General features: G+C 65.9%; 13 protein-coding genes and 3 pseudogenes. 9 read left to right on the top strand and 7 right to left on the bottom strand.

Annotation, left to right across the window (positions count from 1 at the left end):
* Positions 1–128 precede the first annotated feature (128 nt).
* Together ACFQDH_RS03300 and ACFQDH_RS03295 are read right to left on the bottom strand one after the other, a co-directional pair.
* Positions 129–964, bottom strand: a pseudogene (locus tag ACFQDH_RS03300) (aldo/keto reductase).
* Between the two features lie 81 nt (positions 965–1,045).
* On the bottom strand, positions 1,046–2,176 hold the full coding sequence (locus ACFQDH_RS03295; RefSeq protein ID WP_382398447.1) for a serine hydrolase domain-containing protein: 1,131 nt from the start codon (positions 2,174–2,176) through the stop codon (positions 1,046–1,048).
* Positions 2,177–2,278: 102 nt separating this feature from the next.
* Here ACFQDH_RS03295 and ACFQDH_RS03290 point away from each other — a divergent pair, with 102 nt between their 5' ends.
* From ACFQDH_RS03290 to ACFQDH_RS03265, 6 genes and pseudogenes are all read left to right on the top strand, one after another.
* Positions 2,279–2,482, top strand: a complete 204-nt coding sequence (locus ACFQDH_RS03290; RefSeq protein WP_325551857.1) for an RNA polymerase subunit sigma-70 — start codon at positions 2,279–2,281, stop codon at positions 2,480–2,482.
* Between the two features lie 93 nt (positions 2,483–2,575).
* The gene (locus tag ACFQDH_RS03285) at positions 2,576–3,379 is read left to right on the top strand and encodes a Clp protease N-terminal domain-containing protein (RefSeq protein ID WP_382398444.1); all 804 of its coding nucleotides are present in this window, start codon (positions 2,576–2,578) and stop codon (positions 3,377–3,379) included.
* Positions 3,380–3,649: 270 nt separating this feature from the next.
* Positions 3,650–4,384, top strand: a complete 735-nt coding sequence (locus tag ACFQDH_RS03280) for a beta-phosphoglucomutase family hydrolase (RefSeq protein ID WP_382398442.1) — start codon at positions 3,650–3,652, stop codon at positions 4,382–4,384.
* A 3-nt stretch (positions 4,385–4,387) separates the two neighbouring features.
* Positions 4,388–6,766 carry a glycoside hydrolase family 65 protein gene (locus ACFQDH_RS03275; protein ID WP_382398440.1) on the top strand — a complete coding sequence of 793 codons (2,379 nt, stop codon included), beginning with the start codon at positions 4,388–4,390 and terminating at the stop codon, positions 6,764–6,766.
* Positions 6,767–6,858: 92 nt separating this feature from the next.
* A pseudogene (locus ACFQDH_RS03270) lies at positions 6,859–8,273 on the top strand (class II fumarate hydratase).
* A gap of 100 nt (positions 8,274–8,373) precedes the next feature.
* Positions 8,374–9,522 (top strand): magnesium and cobalt transport protein CorA, encoded by a 1,149-nt coding sequence (locus ACFQDH_RS03265; protein ID WP_382398438.1) that lies wholly within the window; start codon positions 8,374–8,376, stop codon positions 9,520–9,522.
* Positions 9,523–9,588: 66 nt separating this feature from the next.
* On the opposite strand, the pseudogene ACFQDH_RS03260 reads toward ACFQDH_RS03265, so the two are convergent.
* From ACFQDH_RS03260 to ACFQDH_RS03245, 4 genes and pseudogenes are all read right to left on the bottom strand, one after another.
* Positions 9,589–10,759: pseudogene (locus tag ACFQDH_RS03260) on the bottom strand (calcium:cation antiporter).
* A 142-nt stretch (positions 10,760–10,901) separates the two neighbouring features.
* Complete coding sequence (locus tag ACFQDH_RS03255) at positions 10,902–11,045, bottom strand: HAD family hydrolase (RefSeq protein WP_382398436.1); 144 nt, start codon at positions 11,043–11,045, stop codon at positions 10,902–10,904.
* 116 nt (positions 11,046–11,161) lie between these two features.
* Positions 11,162–12,076 (bottom strand): D-alanyl-D-alanine carboxypeptidase family protein, encoded by a 915-nt coding sequence (locus tag ACFQDH_RS03250; protein ID WP_382398434.1) that lies wholly within the window; start codon positions 12,074–12,076, stop codon positions 11,162–11,164.
* 159 nt (positions 12,077–12,235) lie between these two features.
* Complete coding sequence (locus ACFQDH_RS03245) at positions 12,236–13,513, bottom strand: S53 family peptidase (RefSeq protein WP_382398432.1); 1,278 nt, start codon at positions 13,511–13,513, stop codon at positions 12,236–12,238.
* Between the two features lie 164 nt (positions 13,514–13,677).
* On the opposite strand from ACFQDH_RS03245, the gene ACFQDH_RS03240 reads away from it, so the two are divergent.
* The gene (locus ACFQDH_RS03240; RefSeq protein ID WP_382398430.1) at positions 13,678–14,493 is read left to right on the top strand and encodes a MerR family transcriptional regulator; all 816 of its coding nucleotides are present in this window, start codon (positions 13,678–13,680) and stop codon (positions 14,491–14,493) included.
* An 82-nt stretch (positions 14,494–14,575) separates the two neighbouring features.
* On the top strand, positions 14,576–14,974 hold the full coding sequence (locus tag ACFQDH_RS03235; RefSeq protein ID WP_382398428.1) for an SRPBCC domain-containing protein: 399 nt from the start codon (positions 14,576–14,578) through the stop codon (positions 14,972–14,974).
* Positions 14,975–15,024: 50 nt separating this feature from the next.
* Here ACFQDH_RS03235 and ACFQDH_RS03230 read toward each other — a convergent pair whose 3' ends face one another.
* Complete coding sequence (locus ACFQDH_RS03230) at positions 15,025–15,444, bottom strand: MarR family winged helix-turn-helix transcriptional regulator (RefSeq protein WP_382398426.1); 420 nt, start codon at positions 15,442–15,444, stop codon at positions 15,025–15,027.
* A gap of 116 nt (positions 15,445–15,560) precedes the next feature.
* Between ACFQDH_RS03230 and ACFQDH_RS03225 the strand changes: the two genes are divergently transcribed.
* The gene (locus tag ACFQDH_RS03225) at positions 15,561–17,396 is read left to right on the top strand and encodes a chloride channel protein (RefSeq protein ID WP_382398424.1); all 1,836 of its coding nucleotides are present in this window, start codon (positions 15,561–15,563) and stop codon (positions 17,394–17,396) included.
* Positions 17,397–17,405: the final 9 nt, after the last annotated feature.

Raw genomic sequence — 17,405 nt, 5'->3', positions numbered from 1 at the left:
GAGAGGACAGGCGATTGTCGAGCGGACACTCGTTTTCGGCCGAAATACGGCCTAGATCGGGGGAATCGCCTGTCCTCTCGATCATTGGGTGTCCTCTCGGCGAGAGGGGTGGTGGTGGTGCGGGAGGGCTACATCTCTTCGTGGGTGTTGGGGTCGCCACCGAAGAGGCGGCCGTTGTCACGGCCGAGGCCGGTGATGGCGACCATCTCGGCGTCGGAGAGCTCGAAACCGAAGACGTTGAGGTTGGCCTGCTGGCGTTCCGGAGTGCCCGACTTCGGCAGCGGCAGTGAGCCGAGCTGGTGGTGCCAGCGCAGGATGACCTGGGCCGGCGTGACGTCGTGTGCGCGTGCCGCATCGGCGACCGGCGCCTCATCGAACGGTGCCTGCCGCTTGCCCATCGGACTCCACGCCTCGGTGCGAATCCCCAGGTCAGCGTTGGTCTTTCGCATCTCGACCTGGGGGAAATAGGGATGCAGCTCGATCTGGTTGACGGCCGGTGTCACGCCGGTCGCCTCGATGATCCGGTCCAGGTGGGCGCCGGTGAAGTTGGAGACACCGATCGTCGTCACCAGCCCGTCCTGCTGCGCGGTGACCAGCGCCTTCCAGGCCTCGACGAACTTGCCGACGCTCGGGTTGGGCCAGTGGATGAGCTGCACGTCGATCCGGTCGATGCCGAGGGTTTCGAGGACGAACGGATCGAGGCAAGTGCCTCGTCATACCCGTGATGACGCCCGGGGATCTTGGTCTGGATCCGCACATCGTCGCGCGGCACGCCGGAGCGGCGCAGCGCCTCGCCGACCTCGGCCTCGTTCTCGTAATTGACTGCGGTGTCGAGCAATCGGTAACCCGCGGCGAGCGCGGCTTCGATCGCGTCCACACCCTCGTCGCCCTTGAGCGGGTAGGTCCCGAAGCCGATCGCCGGGAGCGTCGTGCCGTCCTGGAGTGTGTATGTCGGTGTGCTCATCGAGACAACGCTACGCGGCAATGGCTGGTTGAGTAGGCGGGGGAGCGCGGCGGAGGAGGCGTATCGGAACCAGCCGCGTCCTCAATCGATTTCGCCGGCCGCCAGGTCGACGTGTGTCGCACGCGCGACGTCGGAGGGGAAAGCGCCCGCCGTACCCTCCGGAGAGGTGTTGGTCAGCGCCACGATGACCGTGCGCGTCGCGGGGTCGATCGACCACGTGTGTCCGTAGGCGCCGCCCCAGTGCACCGAACCCACCGGCAACCCGTAGAGCGGCCCGGTGTCCGGGGACGCGATTGCCCAGCCGCGGCCGAACGAATCGCGCAGCGTCGGAGTGAGCTGCCGGCCGATGCGACCGGCATACATCTCGGCCACGGTGGAGGATCGCAAGATCGGTGCGCCGCCGAGGGCGACGGCATTGAAGAAGCGCAGCACGTCGTGCGCGTGGGCTGCAGCGCCGGCGCCACCCGACGGCCATTGCGAGGCATCGAAGATCCGCTCCGGTGCATAACGAACCACGTTGGTGTCATTGGGGATCGGCTCATCGGTGATCGGGATCAGGCCGTCGCTGTATGCCGTCGCGATCGGCGTTCTCTCCCCGATGGAGAAGGCGAAACTGGCCAGCTGCAGTGGCACGCAGACGATGTCCTGGACAGCTCGCGGCAACGTCGCGCCGGTGGCTGCTTCGATGAGCGCGCCGAGCACGTCATACGCGACGGAATAGCGGTATTCGGTGCCCGGGACGGCCCGCAAGGTGGTCCGGGAGATGCGCTCGAGGTTGTCCGCGAGCGTCAGGTCGGTGCGGTCGAGGCCGTCGGAGACCTCGAGTCGGTCGTAGTCGCTGCCTGGAGGCTCGCCCATGCGATAGGCGAGACCGGCGGTGTGTGTCAACAACTGATCGACGGTGATCTCCGGCACGGAGCCGTCGGCGAGCGCTGGTCGAAAACCCTGCAGCCAGTGGGTGATCGGGGTCGTCAGGTCCAACGTGCCCTGCTCGACCAGGTGCATCACGGTGACGGCGATGACCGGTTTGGTCACCGAGGCGAGCCGGAAAACTGTGGTGGGAGCCATCGGCGTCTGCGACTCGACATCGGCCATCCCTGCGGCCTGCTCGTGGACGAGTTGTCCGTCCCTGGCGACGAGTACCACTGCGCCGGCGATGTGACGGTCCGCAACAGCACGGTCGACGGCGCGGGTGACTCCGGGAAGCGTCATACCCGGAGCGTATGCCGCACACCCACTATGCCGTCATGCGGCAAGGACGGCCCGTTGTCAGGTTTAGTTGACAGATATGGCATTGTCAGGTTTTATTGACACATGAACGACGAACTGAAGCTCACCGAAGCTGCTGCGAGTACGAATCCCGCACAGGGGCTGGCAGCGGTGCGTGCACTCCGAGTCCTCGCCGACCGGTTGGAGGACGTGCAGGTGCGCAATGCCCGGGAGCGCGGCTGGAGCTGGCAGGCCATCGCCGATGTCCTGCAGGTCAGCCGGCAAGCCGTTCATCAGAAGCACTCCTGAGCCGATGTCGTATGACGCCCGCTCGGCCGTGCACCTGGTGTGAAACGCACTGGGAAACAACAAACTTCAAGGAGACAAGCAATGTTTCGTTCAATGGATTCTGAAATACGGATAGCGATGATGCAGGCCACTGAAGAGCGACGGGAGCTCGGGCACGATCTGCTCGGCCCCGACCACCTGCTCCTGGGCCTGTTGGCCAACGTCCGCGGATCGGCATACGAAGTGCTGGCCGGGCAGGGCGTCACCTACGACTGGGTGCGCCAGGTCGTGGCAGAGAAACACGACGACCGGCGCGAAGACGATGACGCCGACGAACCGACCGACTCGTCGGACAACCTCGACGAGGACAAGGAGGCGCTGAAGGCCATCGGCATCGACCTGGACAAGGTCCGTGAGGCCGTCCGCGACGCCTTTGGTGAGGACATCACCGAGCGCTGGGGGCAGCGCCGCGGTCGTGGTCGTGGCGAGCGCGGGCACCATTCCGATGGCGACCGGCGTGGGCGCGATGAGGAGCGGAAGGACCGCGATGAGCGTCGCGGTGGGCCGCGGCGCGGCGGCCCGCACGGTCGCGGCCCCTGGGGTGGCGAATTCGAAGGATTCGGTGAAGGTTTCGCCGGATTCGGGCCGGGCGGTCGCGGACGACGGGGTCCGCGCAGTCGTCGTTTCGAGCGGGTGACGGCAAGTATGCGTCGCATGCTGCACGGGTTGCGTGGCGAGTTGCGTGCCGCGCAGACGGAGCAGGGATGCGACCGCAGTACGGGATTGCTCCCCGGCGTTGTGCTCGCTGCGATCTTCGCCAGCCATGACGCGGCGGTCGACGCCGTGATCGAGGCCGCCGACAATCCCGACGCGCTGCGGGTGGCGGTCGACGCGCTGGCCGGTCACGCAACGACCTGACCTCCGCGCCCTCGGCCCGGTTTCGTGCGTGATGCGCGATGCCGGGCCGCTGTGCGTCTGCGGACACTGCGCCCAACGTCCTTGACGACGACCGGTTCGGGTCTAGCCTGCCAAGAGCCCCACTAGTGCAGTGAGTCAGAAATAGAGCAGGTACGGATGTGGGCAAAGTTGCTGGTCAGGCGCGAAGCGACTGTCCAACAACTTTGCACGCACCGCACTAGGTGGTGCGACCACGACGAGCCAACTGCCTACGCAACTAAGGAACGTTCGATGCTTGGACTGCCGGACTCGATCACGACCTGCCTCTTCGATCTCGACGGGGTCATCACGGACACGGCGAGCGTGCACCGCAAGGCGTGGAAGCAGATGTTCGACGCCTATCTGGAAGCCAAGGACGGCAAGGACTTTCAGCCGTTCACCGAGGACGACTACAACAAGTATGTCGACGGGAAACCGCGCCAGGACGGAGTGCGTGACTTTCTCGCCTCCCGCGACATACAGCTGCCTGACGGTTCACCAGATGATGGTGGTGATGCCGAAACCGTCTGGGGACTGGGCAATCGGAAGAACGTCAAGCTGCAGGCAGAGATCGAGCGCAACGGCGTCAAGGTTTACGAAGGCAGCCGTCGCTACCTGCAGCTGGCCCAGGAACAGGGTCTGCGCCGGATCGTCGTGTCGTCGAGCGCGAACACCGAGATGGTCCTGAAGGTCACCGGGCTCGAGCAGTATGTCGAGGGGCGTGTCGACGGAGTCACCTTGGCGGAGCAACACATCAAGGGCAAGCCGGCGCCGGACTCCTTTCTCGCCGGTGCGAAACTCGCCGGCGCAACACCCGACCAGGCTGCCGTCTTCGAGGACGCGACGTCCGGGGTTGCGGCCGGCCGCGCGGGCAAATTCGGCTTCGTGGTCGGCGTCGATCGGGTCGGTCACGCGGCTGCGTTGAAGCAGAACGGCGCCGACATCGTGGTGCAGGACCTCTCCGAACTCATCGAACAGAAGGACTGAGTCGTGGCAGACAATGCCAAGAGCGAATTCACTGTCGAGCCGTGGCGCGTCCGGGAACTCGGTGTGCACCCGGGAAATCTCGCACAATCCGAATCAGTCTTTGCCCTGGCGAACGGTCACATCGGCGTGCGCGGCAACTACGACGAGTCGACGCCGAACGGCCTGCTTGGGACCTATCTCAACTCGTTCTACGAGGAGCGTCCACTGCCGTATGCCGAGGCGGGCTACGGCTACCCCGAAGAGGGGCAGACGATCGTCAATGTCACTGACGGCAAGATCATTCGGCTGCTCGTTGACGACCAACCGCTGGACCTTCGGTATGGCGTGGTGCGACATCAGGAGCGCACTCTCGACCTGCGCGAAGGGTTGCTGCACCGCGACCTGACCTGGGAGACCACCGCCGGCACACAGGTGCGCATCCGCTCGACCCGGCTGGTCTCCTTCACCCAACGAGCGATCCTCGCGATCCGCTATTCGGTCGAGGCGGTCAACAAGCCGGTCCGCATCGTGATGCAGTCGGAGATGGTCGCCAACGAGAAGCTCGCAGTGGAGTCGAAGGACCCGCGGGTGGCCGCTGCGCTGAAGGATCCACTGAAGCCCGAGGAAGCCTCCAACACCGGCAACCGGTCGCAACTGATCCACCGCACTCGGCGCAGCAAGCTTCGGGTGGCGGTTGCATGTGACCACGAGATCCACGGTGACGACGGGACTCAATTCCACAGCAACACCTACGTGCAGCCGGACTGGACCCGCACCACGGTCGGCACCGAGCTGCAGCCCGGCGATACGGTCGGTATGACGAAATTCGTTGCGTACGGCTGGAGTTCGCAACGCACGTTGCCCGCGTTGCGGGACCAGGTCGACGCTGCGTTGTCGGCGGTGCTGCACACCGGGTGGGACAACCTGGTCGCCGAGCAGCGCAATTATCTGGACGAGTTCTGGGACGGAGCCGACGTCGAGGTCGACGGCGACCCGGTCATCCAGCAGGCCGTTCGCTTCGGGCTGTGGCACGTGCTGCAGTCGGGCGCCCGAGCGGAGGGCCGCGCCATACCGGCGAAGGGCCTGACCGGTCCCGGGTATGACGGGCACTGCTTCTGGGACAGCGAGATGTATGTCCTGCCGGTGCTGACCGCGACCGCTCCGCAAGCCGCGCGCGATGCGCTGATCTGGCGGTTGTCCATCGCCGATCTGGCCGAAGAACGCGCAAAGACGTTGAAGCTCAGCGGAGTTGCGTTCCCATGGCGCACCATTCGCGGGCAGGAGTGCTCGGCATACTGGCCGGCCGGCACGGCAGCCTTCCACGTCAATGCGGCCATCTCGGTGGCCGCGGCACGCTACGTCTACTGGACGAATGACGAGGAGTTCGATCGAGAGGTCGCGCTCCCACTGCTGGTCCGGACGGCCCGGTTGTGGGCCGGCATCGGGTACCACGGCAACGACGGCCGATTCCACATCGACGGCGTGACGGGTCCGGACGAATACAGCGCGATCGTCGACGACAACGTCTACACGAACCTGATGGCGGCTCGGAACCTGCGCTATGCCGCGGAGGCCGTCGAGCGCTGGCCGAAGGTTGCCAAAGAGCTGAAAGTCACCGAAGCCGAACGAGCCGACTGGTGGGCCGCGGTCGAGACGATCGCGGTGCCGTATGACGACGAGCTCGACGTGCACATGCAGGACGCCGACTTCACCAATCACCGGGTGTGGGACTTCCAGGAGACGCACGACAGCGACAGCTACCCGCTCCTGTTGCATTACCCGTATGTCGACATCTACCCGCGCCAGGTCATCAAACAGGCCGACCTGATCCTCGCAATGCATTGGTGCGGTGACGAATTCACCGCTGAGCAGAAGGCGCGTGCGTTCGCCTACTACGAGCCGCTCACCACCCGCGACTCCTCGTTGTCGGCTTGCACCCAGGCGGTCATCGCGGCCGAGGTCGGGCACGTCGAACTCGCGCACGACTACGCGACGGAAGCCGCACTGATGGACCTGCACGACTTGGAGCACAACACCAAGGACGGCGTGCACGTTGCGTCGCTAGCCGGTGCCTGGTTGTCTCTGGTCTGCGGCTTCGGCGGGATGCGCGATCACCACGGCCAGCTGAGCTTCGCGCCCGCATTGCCCGAAGGCATCGAGCGGCTGGCGTTCAACATTCGGTGGCAGGGCTGCAAGATCCGGGTCGAGGTGACCCACGAGCGGACCACCTACCAGCTGGAGGACGGCCCGGACGCGCACACCACGATCAAGCACTATGGGCGCAAGTTCACGCTGCGCTCCGGGAAACCGGCGTCACGCGCGACGAAGCCGCCCAAGCCGATCACACCGCGGCCGGAGCAGCCCGTCGGTCGTGCTCCGCTGCGGGCGGGGTCGGGCGGCTGACCTCTGCGCGAAGCCCGCGTGGCAGACTGGTTGACGAGCCGAAGTCGGCTGATCGCATGCTCGGCCGACGTCATTGACGGGAGTCGAAAACCATGACACCACAAGGTGATTCAACCTCCACTACCCGAACCGAGCACGACTCGATGGGTGACATCGAAGTTCCGGTCCACGCCAAGTGGCGTGCGCAGACACAGCGTGCGGTGGAGAACTTCCCGGTCTCCGGTCGTCCGATCGAGCGCGAACTGATCGGCGCCCTCGCGTCGATCAAGGGTTGCTCGGCCATCATCCGCGGTCAGCGCGGCATGCTCGACCAGCGCAAGGCGCAGGCGATCCATGACGCGGCGGCCGAGGTGGCGCGCGGCGACTGGGACGCAGAGTTCCCGATCGACGTCTTCCAGACCGGTTCGGGCACCTCGTCGAACATGAACGCCAACGAGGTCATCGCGACGCTGGCTCAGGAGTCGCTGGGCGAGCCGGTGCATCCCAACGACGACGTGAACGATCCGTTCTCCTCCAATGACCAGTTCCCTGCCGCCATACACATTGCCGCCACGCGTGCGGTGGTACGCAAGCTGATCCCGGCGCTGGAGCATCTTGCTGAAGCGCTGGAGCGGAAGGCGACCGAGTTCGCCGACGTGGTGAAGTCGGGGCGCACACACCTGATGGACGCGACCCCCGTGACGCTCGGTCAGGAGTTCGGTGGGTATGCCGCGCAGATCCGCCTCGGGGTGGCGCGCCTGCAGGACGCGCTCCCCGCGTGGGCTCCCTGCCGTTGGGCGGCACCGCGGTCGGCACTGGAATCAATGCGCCGAAAGGCCTTGCCGGAGAAGTGATTTCGCGACTTGCCGAAGACATGGACCTGCCGCTCACCGAGGCGGCCGACCACTTCGAGGCGCAGGGCGCTCGCGACGCGCTGGTGGAGCTGTCCGGTGTGCTGCGCACGATCGCGGCCAGTATGACGAAGATCGCGAACGACATCCGGTGGATGGGGTCCGGCCCGCGCACCGGCCTGACGGAGATCTTCCTGCCAGACCTGCAGCCGGGTAGCTCGATCATGCCCGGCAAGGTCAATCCTGTTCTGGCAGAGGCGGTTTGCCAGGTAGCTGCCCAGGTCGTCGGCAACGACGCAGCGGTCGCCTGGGGCGGTGCTGCTGGCAACTTCGAGCTCAATGTCATGCTGCCAGTCATCGCCGACAATCTGCTGCAGTCGATCGAGATCCTGGCCAACGTGAGCGTGCTCTTCGCGGACCGGTGCGTCGACGGCATCACCGCCAACGTCGAGCGGTGCCGCGAATTCGCCGAGTCCTCACCGTCGATCGTCACCCCGCTCAACCATTACGTCGGGTATGACGAGGCCTCCGCCATCGCCAAGCAGTCGCTCAAGGAGGGCAAGACGATCCGTGAGGTTGTCGTCGAGCGAGGACACGTGGAGAACGGCGCGATCAGCGAAGCCGACCTGGACCGGGTGCTCGACGTGCTGGCGATGACCCGCCCGCGCGAGTCCTGATGCGCTTCGGGAGCGTTGCCCGCGAGATTCGGGGTCCCCGCGAAGTATTCGGGGGAGCGAAGCGGCGGAGAAACTTCGTGGGGTGAATTAGGCTCTGACCGTGCCCAACTGGAGGAACCGCGCCTTCCGATCGACGGCAGCGTTGCCCGCTAGCGCGTCGTCGCGCGACGACGCGCCCGAGCGCATCCTGCAACCGCGTCGGGGCGATCAGGACGACGTGCCGGTCGAGGAGTCGGTGGTCGAGAAGGCGGTCTATTGCAACGGCCACCGGGTGGAGGCACCGAAGTCGTTGCGCGAGGCGATGCACCGGTTGCACGGTCCCGACAAGCCAATGGCCTGGATCGGGCTTTTTCACCCGACCGAGACTCAGATCAATGACATGGCAGAGGTTTTCAACCTCCACCCGCTCGCGGTCGAAGACGCGATCGTCGCCCACCAGCGGCCCAAGCTGGAGCGGTACGACGAGACGCTCTTCGTCGTGTTGCGCCCCGCGATCTACCTGGACGCATCCGAGACGGTGCAGATCGGTGAGCTGCACCTCTTCATCGGCCCCGACTTCGTGCTCACGGTTCGTCACTCCGACCGGCCGACGCTGGCCGCCGTCCGTGAGCGACTGGAGTCCGACCCGGAGTTGCTGGCCCGCGGGCCGGAAGCGGTGCTCTACGCGATGCTCGACTTCGTCGTCGACCGCTATGCCCCGGTGATAGCAGGCCTCGAGAACGACATCGACGAGATCGAGAACCAGGTCTTCGAGTCCGATCCCGCCGTGTCCCGACGCATCTACGAGCTGTCCCGTGAGGTCGCCGAGTTGCAGCGGGCCACCAAACCGTTGCTGCAGATCGTGAAAGGTCTGGAGGATGGGTTCGACAAGTACGACACCGACGAGGAGCTGCAGCGCATGCTGCGGGACGTCACCGACCACGCAACCAGTGTCGTCGAGCGGGTCGACGGTTTCCGGGCCAACCTGGCCGACATACTCACGCTCAACGCGACCCTGGTCGCGCAGACCCAGAACGAAGAGATGCGCCGGCTCGCCGAGGCCGGGATGGATCAGAACGACGAGGTCAAGAAGATCTCCGCCTGGGCGGCAATCCTCTTCGCGCCGTCGCTGATCAGCGGCATCTACGGGATGAACTTCGACAACATGCCCGAGTTGCACTGGGCGCTCGGTTACCCCTACGGCATCGTGTTGATGCTCATCGTCTGCTCGGTACTCTTCGTCATCTTCCGCAAACGGAAATGGTTGTGACTCCATGCTGGTTGAGTAGGGCGGGGAGCGAAGCTGAGGAGCGCGTATCGAAACCCTCTGTGGTCTCTACGGATTCGCGGCGAGGAAGATGAACGCCGCCGTCAACACCAGATGTATGCCGCCCTGCAGGCGCGTCGCTCGCCCCGGCACGACGGTGAGGATCCCGACGGCCGCGGTGATGCCGAGGAGCACGATCTGCGTGTGCCCCAGGCCGAGGTGCAGATCGGTGGGCAACCAGATGGACGCGATCGCGATGACCGGGATCGTCAGGCCGATCGATGCCATCGCCGAGCCGTAGCCGAGGTTGAGGCTGATCTGCACGCGGTCCCGTCGAGCGGCGTTGACCGCGGCGAGCGTCTCGGGAGCCAGCACGAGGACGGCGATGATGACTCCGACGAACGAATGCGGCAGGCCCAGCGATCGGACACCGTCCTCGATCGGCTTCGACTCGACCTTGGCCAGGCCGACGACCGCGATCAGCGAGACGAGCAGCAGCGCCAGGCTCTGCAACGCGGCGCGATTGCTGGGCGGTTCGGCGTGCTCACCCTCGGACTCCTGGGTGGTCAGGTCGTCCGGTGCGGTCGCGGCATACCCGTTGTCGCCGGCCAGAGGTCGATAGTCCGCACGGTGCACCGGCAGGAAGAAGTCGCGATGCCGCACGGTCTGGGTGACGACGAAGAGGCCATACAGCGCGAGCGACGCGATCGCCGCGAAGGTCAGCTGGGACCCGGAGAACTCCGGACCTGACACGCTCGAGGTGAAGTTCGGCAGCACCAGACACATGGTCGCGAGCGTCAGCACACAGGCCAGCGCCGCGCCGGTCCCTTCGGCGTTGAAAGTGACAGTGTTGTGGCGCATCGCACCGACGAGCAACGAGATGCCGACGATGCCGTTGCAGGTGGAGCATCGCCGCGGAGAAGACGGTGTCGCGGGCAAGAGTGCTGGCGTCGGAGCCACCGCTGACCATCAGCGTCACGATGAGGGCGACCTCGATGACGGTCACCGCGACGGCCAGCACGAGAGACCCGAACGGTTCACCCACCCGGTTCGCCACGACTTCGGCGTGATGCACCGCAGCGAGCACCGAGGCGCCCAGCAACAGAGCAACGATGACGATCCACGCCGGGCCGATGTGCTTTCCGAACGTGAAGGGAAGCGGCAGCAGCGCCAGGATGGGGACCCAGACGTTCCAGCGGGCCAAAACGGTGCGCAGTCGAGTCGGGTTCACGGGCGCCATTATCCAGGGAGCACGACGAACCATTTTCGCCGAGAGGCCCAGCAAGCGCTCGAGAGGCCCAGCAAAATCGCCGTAGAGCGGGCGATTTGCTGAGCCTCTCGGGGTGCTTCTGAGCCTGTCGGCGAGAGGGGACGGCGCGGGTTCACGGCAGGTAGAACGTCGGGTTCGGCGGCTTGACCGGCACGATGGCGTGACCGCCGATCAGATCGCTGAACTGGTCACCGAAGTTGGCGATGACCGTGTAGCCGCCGGATGCGGTCTCGACGTGGCGGATCGTCGATTTCACCGAGTCGATTTTCGGTACGCCCTTGCTGCACGACGAGGCATGTTTCATCTCCGAAAACGTGACGGTAAGCGGGCCCGTCGACATTACTGCGGCGCCGACCGTAAGGCGTCGGGTCTTCAGCCGACGAAGTTGAAGTGGTAGTCCTCGCCCTCTTGCAGCGTCGAGGCGTAGGGGTTGTGGAAGCCGAATCCGGCTTGGTGGGTCAACAGCCACCGGTTGGCGACCGCGCCCCACGAGAAGATCCACGGTTCGTCGCGTTCCTCGAAGTCGATCGCCAGGCCGTACCCGTGGTTGGACGTGCCTGGATGAGCGGCACGCGGACTGCCGAATTTCTCGTGCCAGTACTGCTGTTCGGCATACGAGCGATAGGTGAGGTCGATCGTGGCGAAGTGACCGAATTGTCGCTTGAACGCGGCCTGCAGACGATGCAGCGCGCTCAGTGCGGAGCCGTTGAGGTAGCGCGGCGTCGCTTGGGTGTAGCCGGGGTCGAAGTGCGAATCAGTGTTGTAACACAACGGAATTGGCGACAACAGGTGGAGCGGTATGCAGCCGTTGAGGCTGCCCGGGTTGGTCGCGTAGATCGCGATCGTGCCGCCGTTGAGGTAGCCGCGGTCGGTGCGGATCCACGGCCCGTCGTCGACGAGAGCGCCGGCGACCCGCTCATGGCACGTGTAGCGTCCGACGATCGGGTGGCTGAAGCCGGGGCCGGAGCGGATGTTGGCGAACTGGTTGTCGGTGGTGACCCGCCCGACGATGTGCGGACACGGGACCGACGGCATCGCAGCCGGCCGGTCGGTGGTCAGGTAGTCAGTGCTCACACAACCGCCGACCAGCGAGCCCTCGGTGATCTGCAGCCAACCGGCGTACTCGATGCCGGTCACCTCGGCGCCCGGCATCAGCAACCCGACTGCCGGGTATGCCGAGCTCGGCCCCATCCGGACGTTGAGGCTGTCGATACCTGGGGCAACGAAGCGCGAAGTGCCAGCGGCTTCGGTGCCCAGCTGTGCCGAGCCGGAATGTGTAGTGGTCACGGTCGCCCCTCCCTTTGCGATCACTGCTCCTATTTGATCAGACTCCGGGGTGCGTGTGTTGTTGTGGATGTGTCCGGCGGCCTGCGTCGGCCGGAACGCCGCTGAGCGGCATACCCGATGGGTATGCCGCTCAGCGCATTTGCGGAAACGGTCAGTCGCTCACTTCGACAGCGAGCCGATGATCGAGCCGACGTCCGGGGTGCCCCAGCCGGTCGGGGAGTCCCAGCCGGCCGTCGCGGAGTAGCCGCCGGAGAACGTCGGGGTTGAGTTGCTGCCTTCGGTCACGTCGAACAGCTTGCCGCTGTTGGCCCACGTCTGGGCGTATTGGTTGACGCTGCCGATCGGCTTGCCGCCCGCCTGGTCGAGGTCCGCTGCGATGCCGGCCCACTGCGGCGAACCGGCCGACGTGCCACCGAAGTAGTAGAAGCCGTTCGCGTCGCCCCCCATCATGCCCAGGTAGGTGAGCACGCCGGTGTAGACGCTGGCGTTGTAGGCGACGTCCGAGCCCTGCTTGCCGGTGATCAGGCTCGGTGCACCGCCGGTGGCGCCGATCGGGCCGTCCGCGCAGTTCGTCGGGCAGTTGGCGTAGTCACCCCACACGGTTTCGCGTGGCTCTGGCAGGCCGCTGCCGACATACAGGTTGGTGCCACCGACCGCGGTGACCAGCGGGTCTGCTGCGGGCAGTGCGAAGTTCTCGTAGCCCGCGCCGTTGTCCGAGCCGGCGTCGGCCGAGGACGCGAAGACCGACATACCTTGCGACGCGGCCTTGGCGAAGGTCTTGTGGGCCTGCAACTGCTGGGCGTTGTTGCCGTGGATGAGGTTCTCCGAGGAGCCGTAGCTCATCGACAGCACGTTGCCGAGCTTGTTGTCGACGGCATACTTCACTGCGCTGTCCAGCGAGGCGCCGTGGTCGTTGGCCGCGACGACGAGCGCGATCTTGGCGCCCGGCGCGACGGCGTGTGCCCACTGGACGTCCAGGGAGGTCTCCTGAGCCCAGTCGAGCTGGGTGCCGCGGCCGTTCCAGGTCGGCTTGCCACCCGGGTAGTGGATGCTCAGGTCGGCAGCAGGCAGTCCCCACTGGTTCGAGAAGACTGCCAGATCCGATGCGGCGGTCGGGCTGCCGAACGCGTCGACGATGACGATGGTCTGGCCGGTGCCGGCCGGCTGACCGTTGATGGTGGCCGGGATGTTGTATGCCGCCCGGATGCTGTCCGGTGTCTGGCAAGCGAATGTGCCACCGGAGGAGGCCAGGCACTCGGCCGGGGTGAGCGCCGGGGTGATCGAGCTGGTGGCGAGGTGCGACTTCACCACGATCGGTTTGACGCGGTAGGTGAACGCACCGGACGGACTGGCGGCGTAGGCCGGCAGGGTCGTGGCCGTCAGGCCGGCGGCGGCGATGGTGGCGAGGGCTAGTTTGGCGTACGACTTGCGCTTCATGGGCGCTCCTTTGGGGGCAAGGACATTCCCAGAGTTGGTCGGGTGACCAGGGGTATTTCGCAACCTACTGCTGTCCGGCGCCTCGCGGGGAGTGATTGCGCGAGGAAGGATTTTCGGGCGAGGCTTGACTCTGACACCGTGTCAGGCCGTGAACTGAAGGAGTCATGTTCAACATCGGAGACTTCGCCAGACACGGCCGGGTGTCGGTCCGGATGCTGCGTCACTACGACGCGATCGGGCTGTTGCAACCGGCCGAGGTCGACCCGTTCAGCGGTTACCGACGGTATGACGGCGCGCAACTCGCGCGGCTCAACCGGCTGGTGGCGCTGAAGGACCTGGGTTTCACGCTCGATCAGGTCGGCGTGCTGCTCGACGACGCGGTGACCGGTGAGCAACTGCGCGGGATGCTTGCGCTGCGGCTCGCTGAGCTCGAGGAGTCGGTCGCTGCCGACCAGGCGCGGCTCAGGCAGGTCGAGGCGCGGCTCCGAGCAATCGAAAGTGAGAGCACCATGTCCGACACGAATGTCCTGATCAAGTCCGTTCCTTCGGCTGACTACGTCGAATTGCGAGCAACCGCAGCCAGTTTCAGCCCCGACGACATCGGCCCGGTTGTGCAGCCGCTGTGTGCCGAGCTGGGCGAACTGCTGGCCCACGCCGAGGCTACGCCCGACCCTGACGGGCGCCTGACCTGTTGGTACGACCAGCAGCCGGACGGCTCCGTCGCGGTGCACGCCGGAGTGCCGGTCATCGCGACCGGCGCCGACACCAACGGGTTGACCGTCACGACTCTGCCCGGGGCCGAGGTGGCGGTGCTGACACACCGCGGTCCGATGGACCAGGTCATGGCGTCCTGGCAGGGGCTGCTCACCTGGGTCGAGAACGCCGGCCGCCGTACGGGTGGCCCGTCCCGCGAGGTCTACCTGGAGACCTCGAGCGATCCGAAGACCTGGGTGACCGAGTTGCAGGAGCCGATCGGCTGACGCCGAGTCAGCAGTCAGGGTTTGCGGGGGTTGCCGCACGGTGGTTGTGTGAGTCGTACACCCTCTCGAGGAGATGACGATCATGGCTGGGTTCACCGCCACCGCTGCGGCAGATGTCGCCGCTACCGCCCAGCAGGTGTGGGCCGCGCTCACCGAGCCGGACCAGATCGCCACGTACCTGGCCGGCTCACGGGTCACCACGACCTGGGAGGTCGGCTCCCCGATCACCTGGGACGGCGAGTATGACGGCCACTCCTACCAGGACAAGGGCGATGTACTCACCTACGACGAGCCACGCGTTGTTGTCGTTCACCCACTACAGCCCGATAATGGGCCAGCCCGACGAGCCGGCCAGCTACCACACCCTGGTCTACACGCTCGACCGCGTCAGCGGGTGGCACCCACCTCGAGCTCACCCAGGACGGCTGCGCGAGCCAGGAACAGGCCGCGCAGTTCAGCCGATTCTGGCAAGAGATGCTGAACGCGCTGAAGGCGCACGTCGAGTCCTGACCCATTTCCCACGGCCTGGTCTCAGGTCGTGTGCAGGGTGTCGAAGAGTTCGTCGACGACCTCTGCCAGCCGGGCCAGCTCCTCGATGTGGTCCGCGGAGAGTGCGTTGAGTCGCTTGCGACCCTCGCTGGTGAGGGTCAGGCGGACGACGCGATGGTCGTCCCCGTCCCGGCTGCGGTCGATCAGGCCGAGTTCCTGAGTCCGGTTGACCAACTCGACAGCCGTGTTGTGGCGCACCAGCAGGTAGTCGGCGACGTCGCCGATCGTCGGGTCGTCCGAGCCTTCGTGCCCGCGGATGGCCAGCAGCAACTGGTGCTGGCTAGCGGTCAGTCCCATCGCCGCCGCCTGCTCGGCGCTCCAGTGCTCGAACTTGCGCAGGCGAGTGCGCAACCGCAGCAGGCGGGTGTAGTCGGCGTTGGTGATGCGACGTCGGGAGGTCACGGATTGAGACTCTCTTCTGGAGGATTTGACCAACCTTATATTATGTCGTTGCACGATATAATCGTGTCACGACATAGATGTGAGCCACCGCACACGACCGGCAGAGAGTGACCCCGTTGAGTTCAACCCATCCCATTGCGCCGAACGACGTCCCGCGCGACGTCCATCACCTCGGTGACTTCCGCGCCACGCCGCGCCTGCTCGTCATCGCGGCACTCGCGATCCCGGTCGGCGCCGTCGCCGCAGTGGTCGCCTGGGCACTGCTGCGACTCATCGGAATCATCACCAACGCGATCTTCTACCGACGGTTCGACACCGCGCTCGTCGCTCCCGGGGCCGGCCACAGTCATTGGTATGTCGTGCTGCTCGCCCCGATCATCGGCGGTCTCGTCATCGGTGTGATGGCGCGCTACGGGTCGGAGAAGATCCGCGGTCACGGGATGCCGGAAGCGATCGAGGCGATCCTGCTGGGTGGCAGCAAGGTGCAGCCGCGGGTCGCCGTGCTCAAGCCGGTCTCCTCCGCGATCGCCATCGGCACCGGTGGCCCGTTCGGCGCCGAAGGCCCGATCATCATGACGGGCGGAGCGATCGGATCGCTCTTCGCGCAGTTCCTGCGACTGACCGCGGACGAGCGCAAGACGCTCCTCGTCGCAGGTTCCGCAGCCGGTATGGCCGCAACCTTCAACACACCCTTCGCAGCCGTGATGCTGGCCGTCGAGTTGCTGCTCTTCGAATGGCGTCCCCGCAGCTACGTGCCGGTCGCCACCGCAGTGTGCGTCGCGACCGTCATACGGCACCCGATGCTGGGCAGCGGTGTGCTCTTCCCCGTGCACGGTGCGCTGCACATCACCCCGTTCGCCGAATTGCTGTGTGCGGTCACCGGAATCGTCGCGGGCCTGCTCGCGATCGTGGCCACGATCCTGGTCTACGCGGCGGAGGACGGCTTCCGACGACTGCCGGTGCACTGGATGTGGTGGCCGGCGATCGGCGGCATCATCATCGGCATCGGCGGCATGATCGTCCCTGAAGCGCTCGGTGTCGGTTACAACATCATCGGTGCCGAGCTGGACGGGAGCATCTCGCTCGGGCTTGTCGTCGGCATCCTGATCGTCAAGACGCTCATCTGGTCGCTGTCGCTCGGCTCCGGCACGTCGGGCGGCATCCTCGCTCCGATGTTCATGATCGGCGGTGCACTCGGTGCGCTCGAGTCGCACATCTTCCCGCACGTCGGTCCCGGTTTCTGGGCGCTGGTCGCGCTCGCCGGGGTGCTCGGCGGTGTCATGCGCTCGCCGTTCACCGGCGTCATCTTCGCGCTGGAGCTGACCGGTCGCTTTGACGCCATACTCCCGATGATCATCGGTGCTTCAACCGCATTCGCGCTCTCGAGCCTGCTGCTGAAGCGCTCGGTGCTCACCGAGAAGATCGCGCGGCGCGGCTACCACCTGACGCGTGAGTATGACGTCGACCCGCTCGAGATTTATTTTGTCGGCGAGGTGATGTCGCGCGACATCCTCAGCTATGAGAGCGACCTGTCGGCGGCGGAGGCACTGGAGGTCATCTCCGGCAACGAGCCGGACAGCGTCGAGACCCGACGCCAGATGCTCTATCCCGTCGTGGAGGGCACCGACAAGCTCGTCGGCGTCGTGACACGAACCCAGTTGGAGACTGCGATGCACGAGAACCGCGGCGACCGGCCGGTGCTGGAGCTGTGCATCACGGCGCCGATCGTCACACACTCCGACCAGACGCTGCGTGAGACCGCAAATGCCATGGCTGCCAATGCTGTTGACAAGATGCCCGTCGTTGATCGGGACGACTCGACTCGGCTGGTCGGGCTGGTCTCGCTCACCATGCTCCTCGAGGGGCGCGTGCGTGATGTGCGCGAGGCGCGCGAGTCCGAGCGGGTGCTGCGGCTGCGTGTTGCCCGGCCGGGCTGGTTCGGCCGCGGCTGAGTCGTCCCG

The organism is Flexivirga alba (genome assembly GCF_042661025.1).
Classification (GTDB): Bacteria; Actinomycetota; Actinomycetes; order Actinomycetales; family Dermatophilaceae; genus Flexivirga; species Flexivirga alba.
Note: the sequence above shows the minus strand (reverse complement) of the source record. Positions and strands in the feature narration are given on the sequence as shown.

Coding starts and splice junctions, on each gene's coding strand:
- ACFQDH_RS03295 (WP_382398447.1), bottom strand. CDS start 2,176: ATGACGCTTCCCGGAGTCACCCGCGCCGTCGACCGTGCTGTTGCGGAC.
- ACFQDH_RS03290 (WP_325551857.1), top strand. CDS start 2,279: ATGAACGACGAACTGAAGCTCACCGAAGCTGCTGCGAGTACGAATCCC.
- ACFQDH_RS03285 (WP_382398444.1), top strand. CDS start 2,576: ATGGATTCTGAAATACGGATAGCGATGATGCAGGCCACTGAAGAGCGA.
- ACFQDH_RS03280 (WP_382398442.1), top strand. CDS start 3,650: ATGCTTGGACTGCCGGACTCGATCACGACCTGCCTCTTCGATCTCGAC.
- ACFQDH_RS03245 (WP_382398432.1), bottom strand. CDS start 13,513: ATGAAGCGCAAGTCGTACGCCAAACTAGCCCTCGCCACCATCGCCGCC.
- ACFQDH_RS03240 (WP_382398430.1), top strand. CDS start 13,678: ATGTTCAACATCGGAGACTTCGCCAGACACGGCCGGGTGTCGGTCCGG.
- ACFQDH_RS03235 (WP_382398428.1), top strand. CDS start 14,576: ATGGCTGGGTTCACCGCCACCGCTGCGGCAGATGTCGCCGCTACCGCC.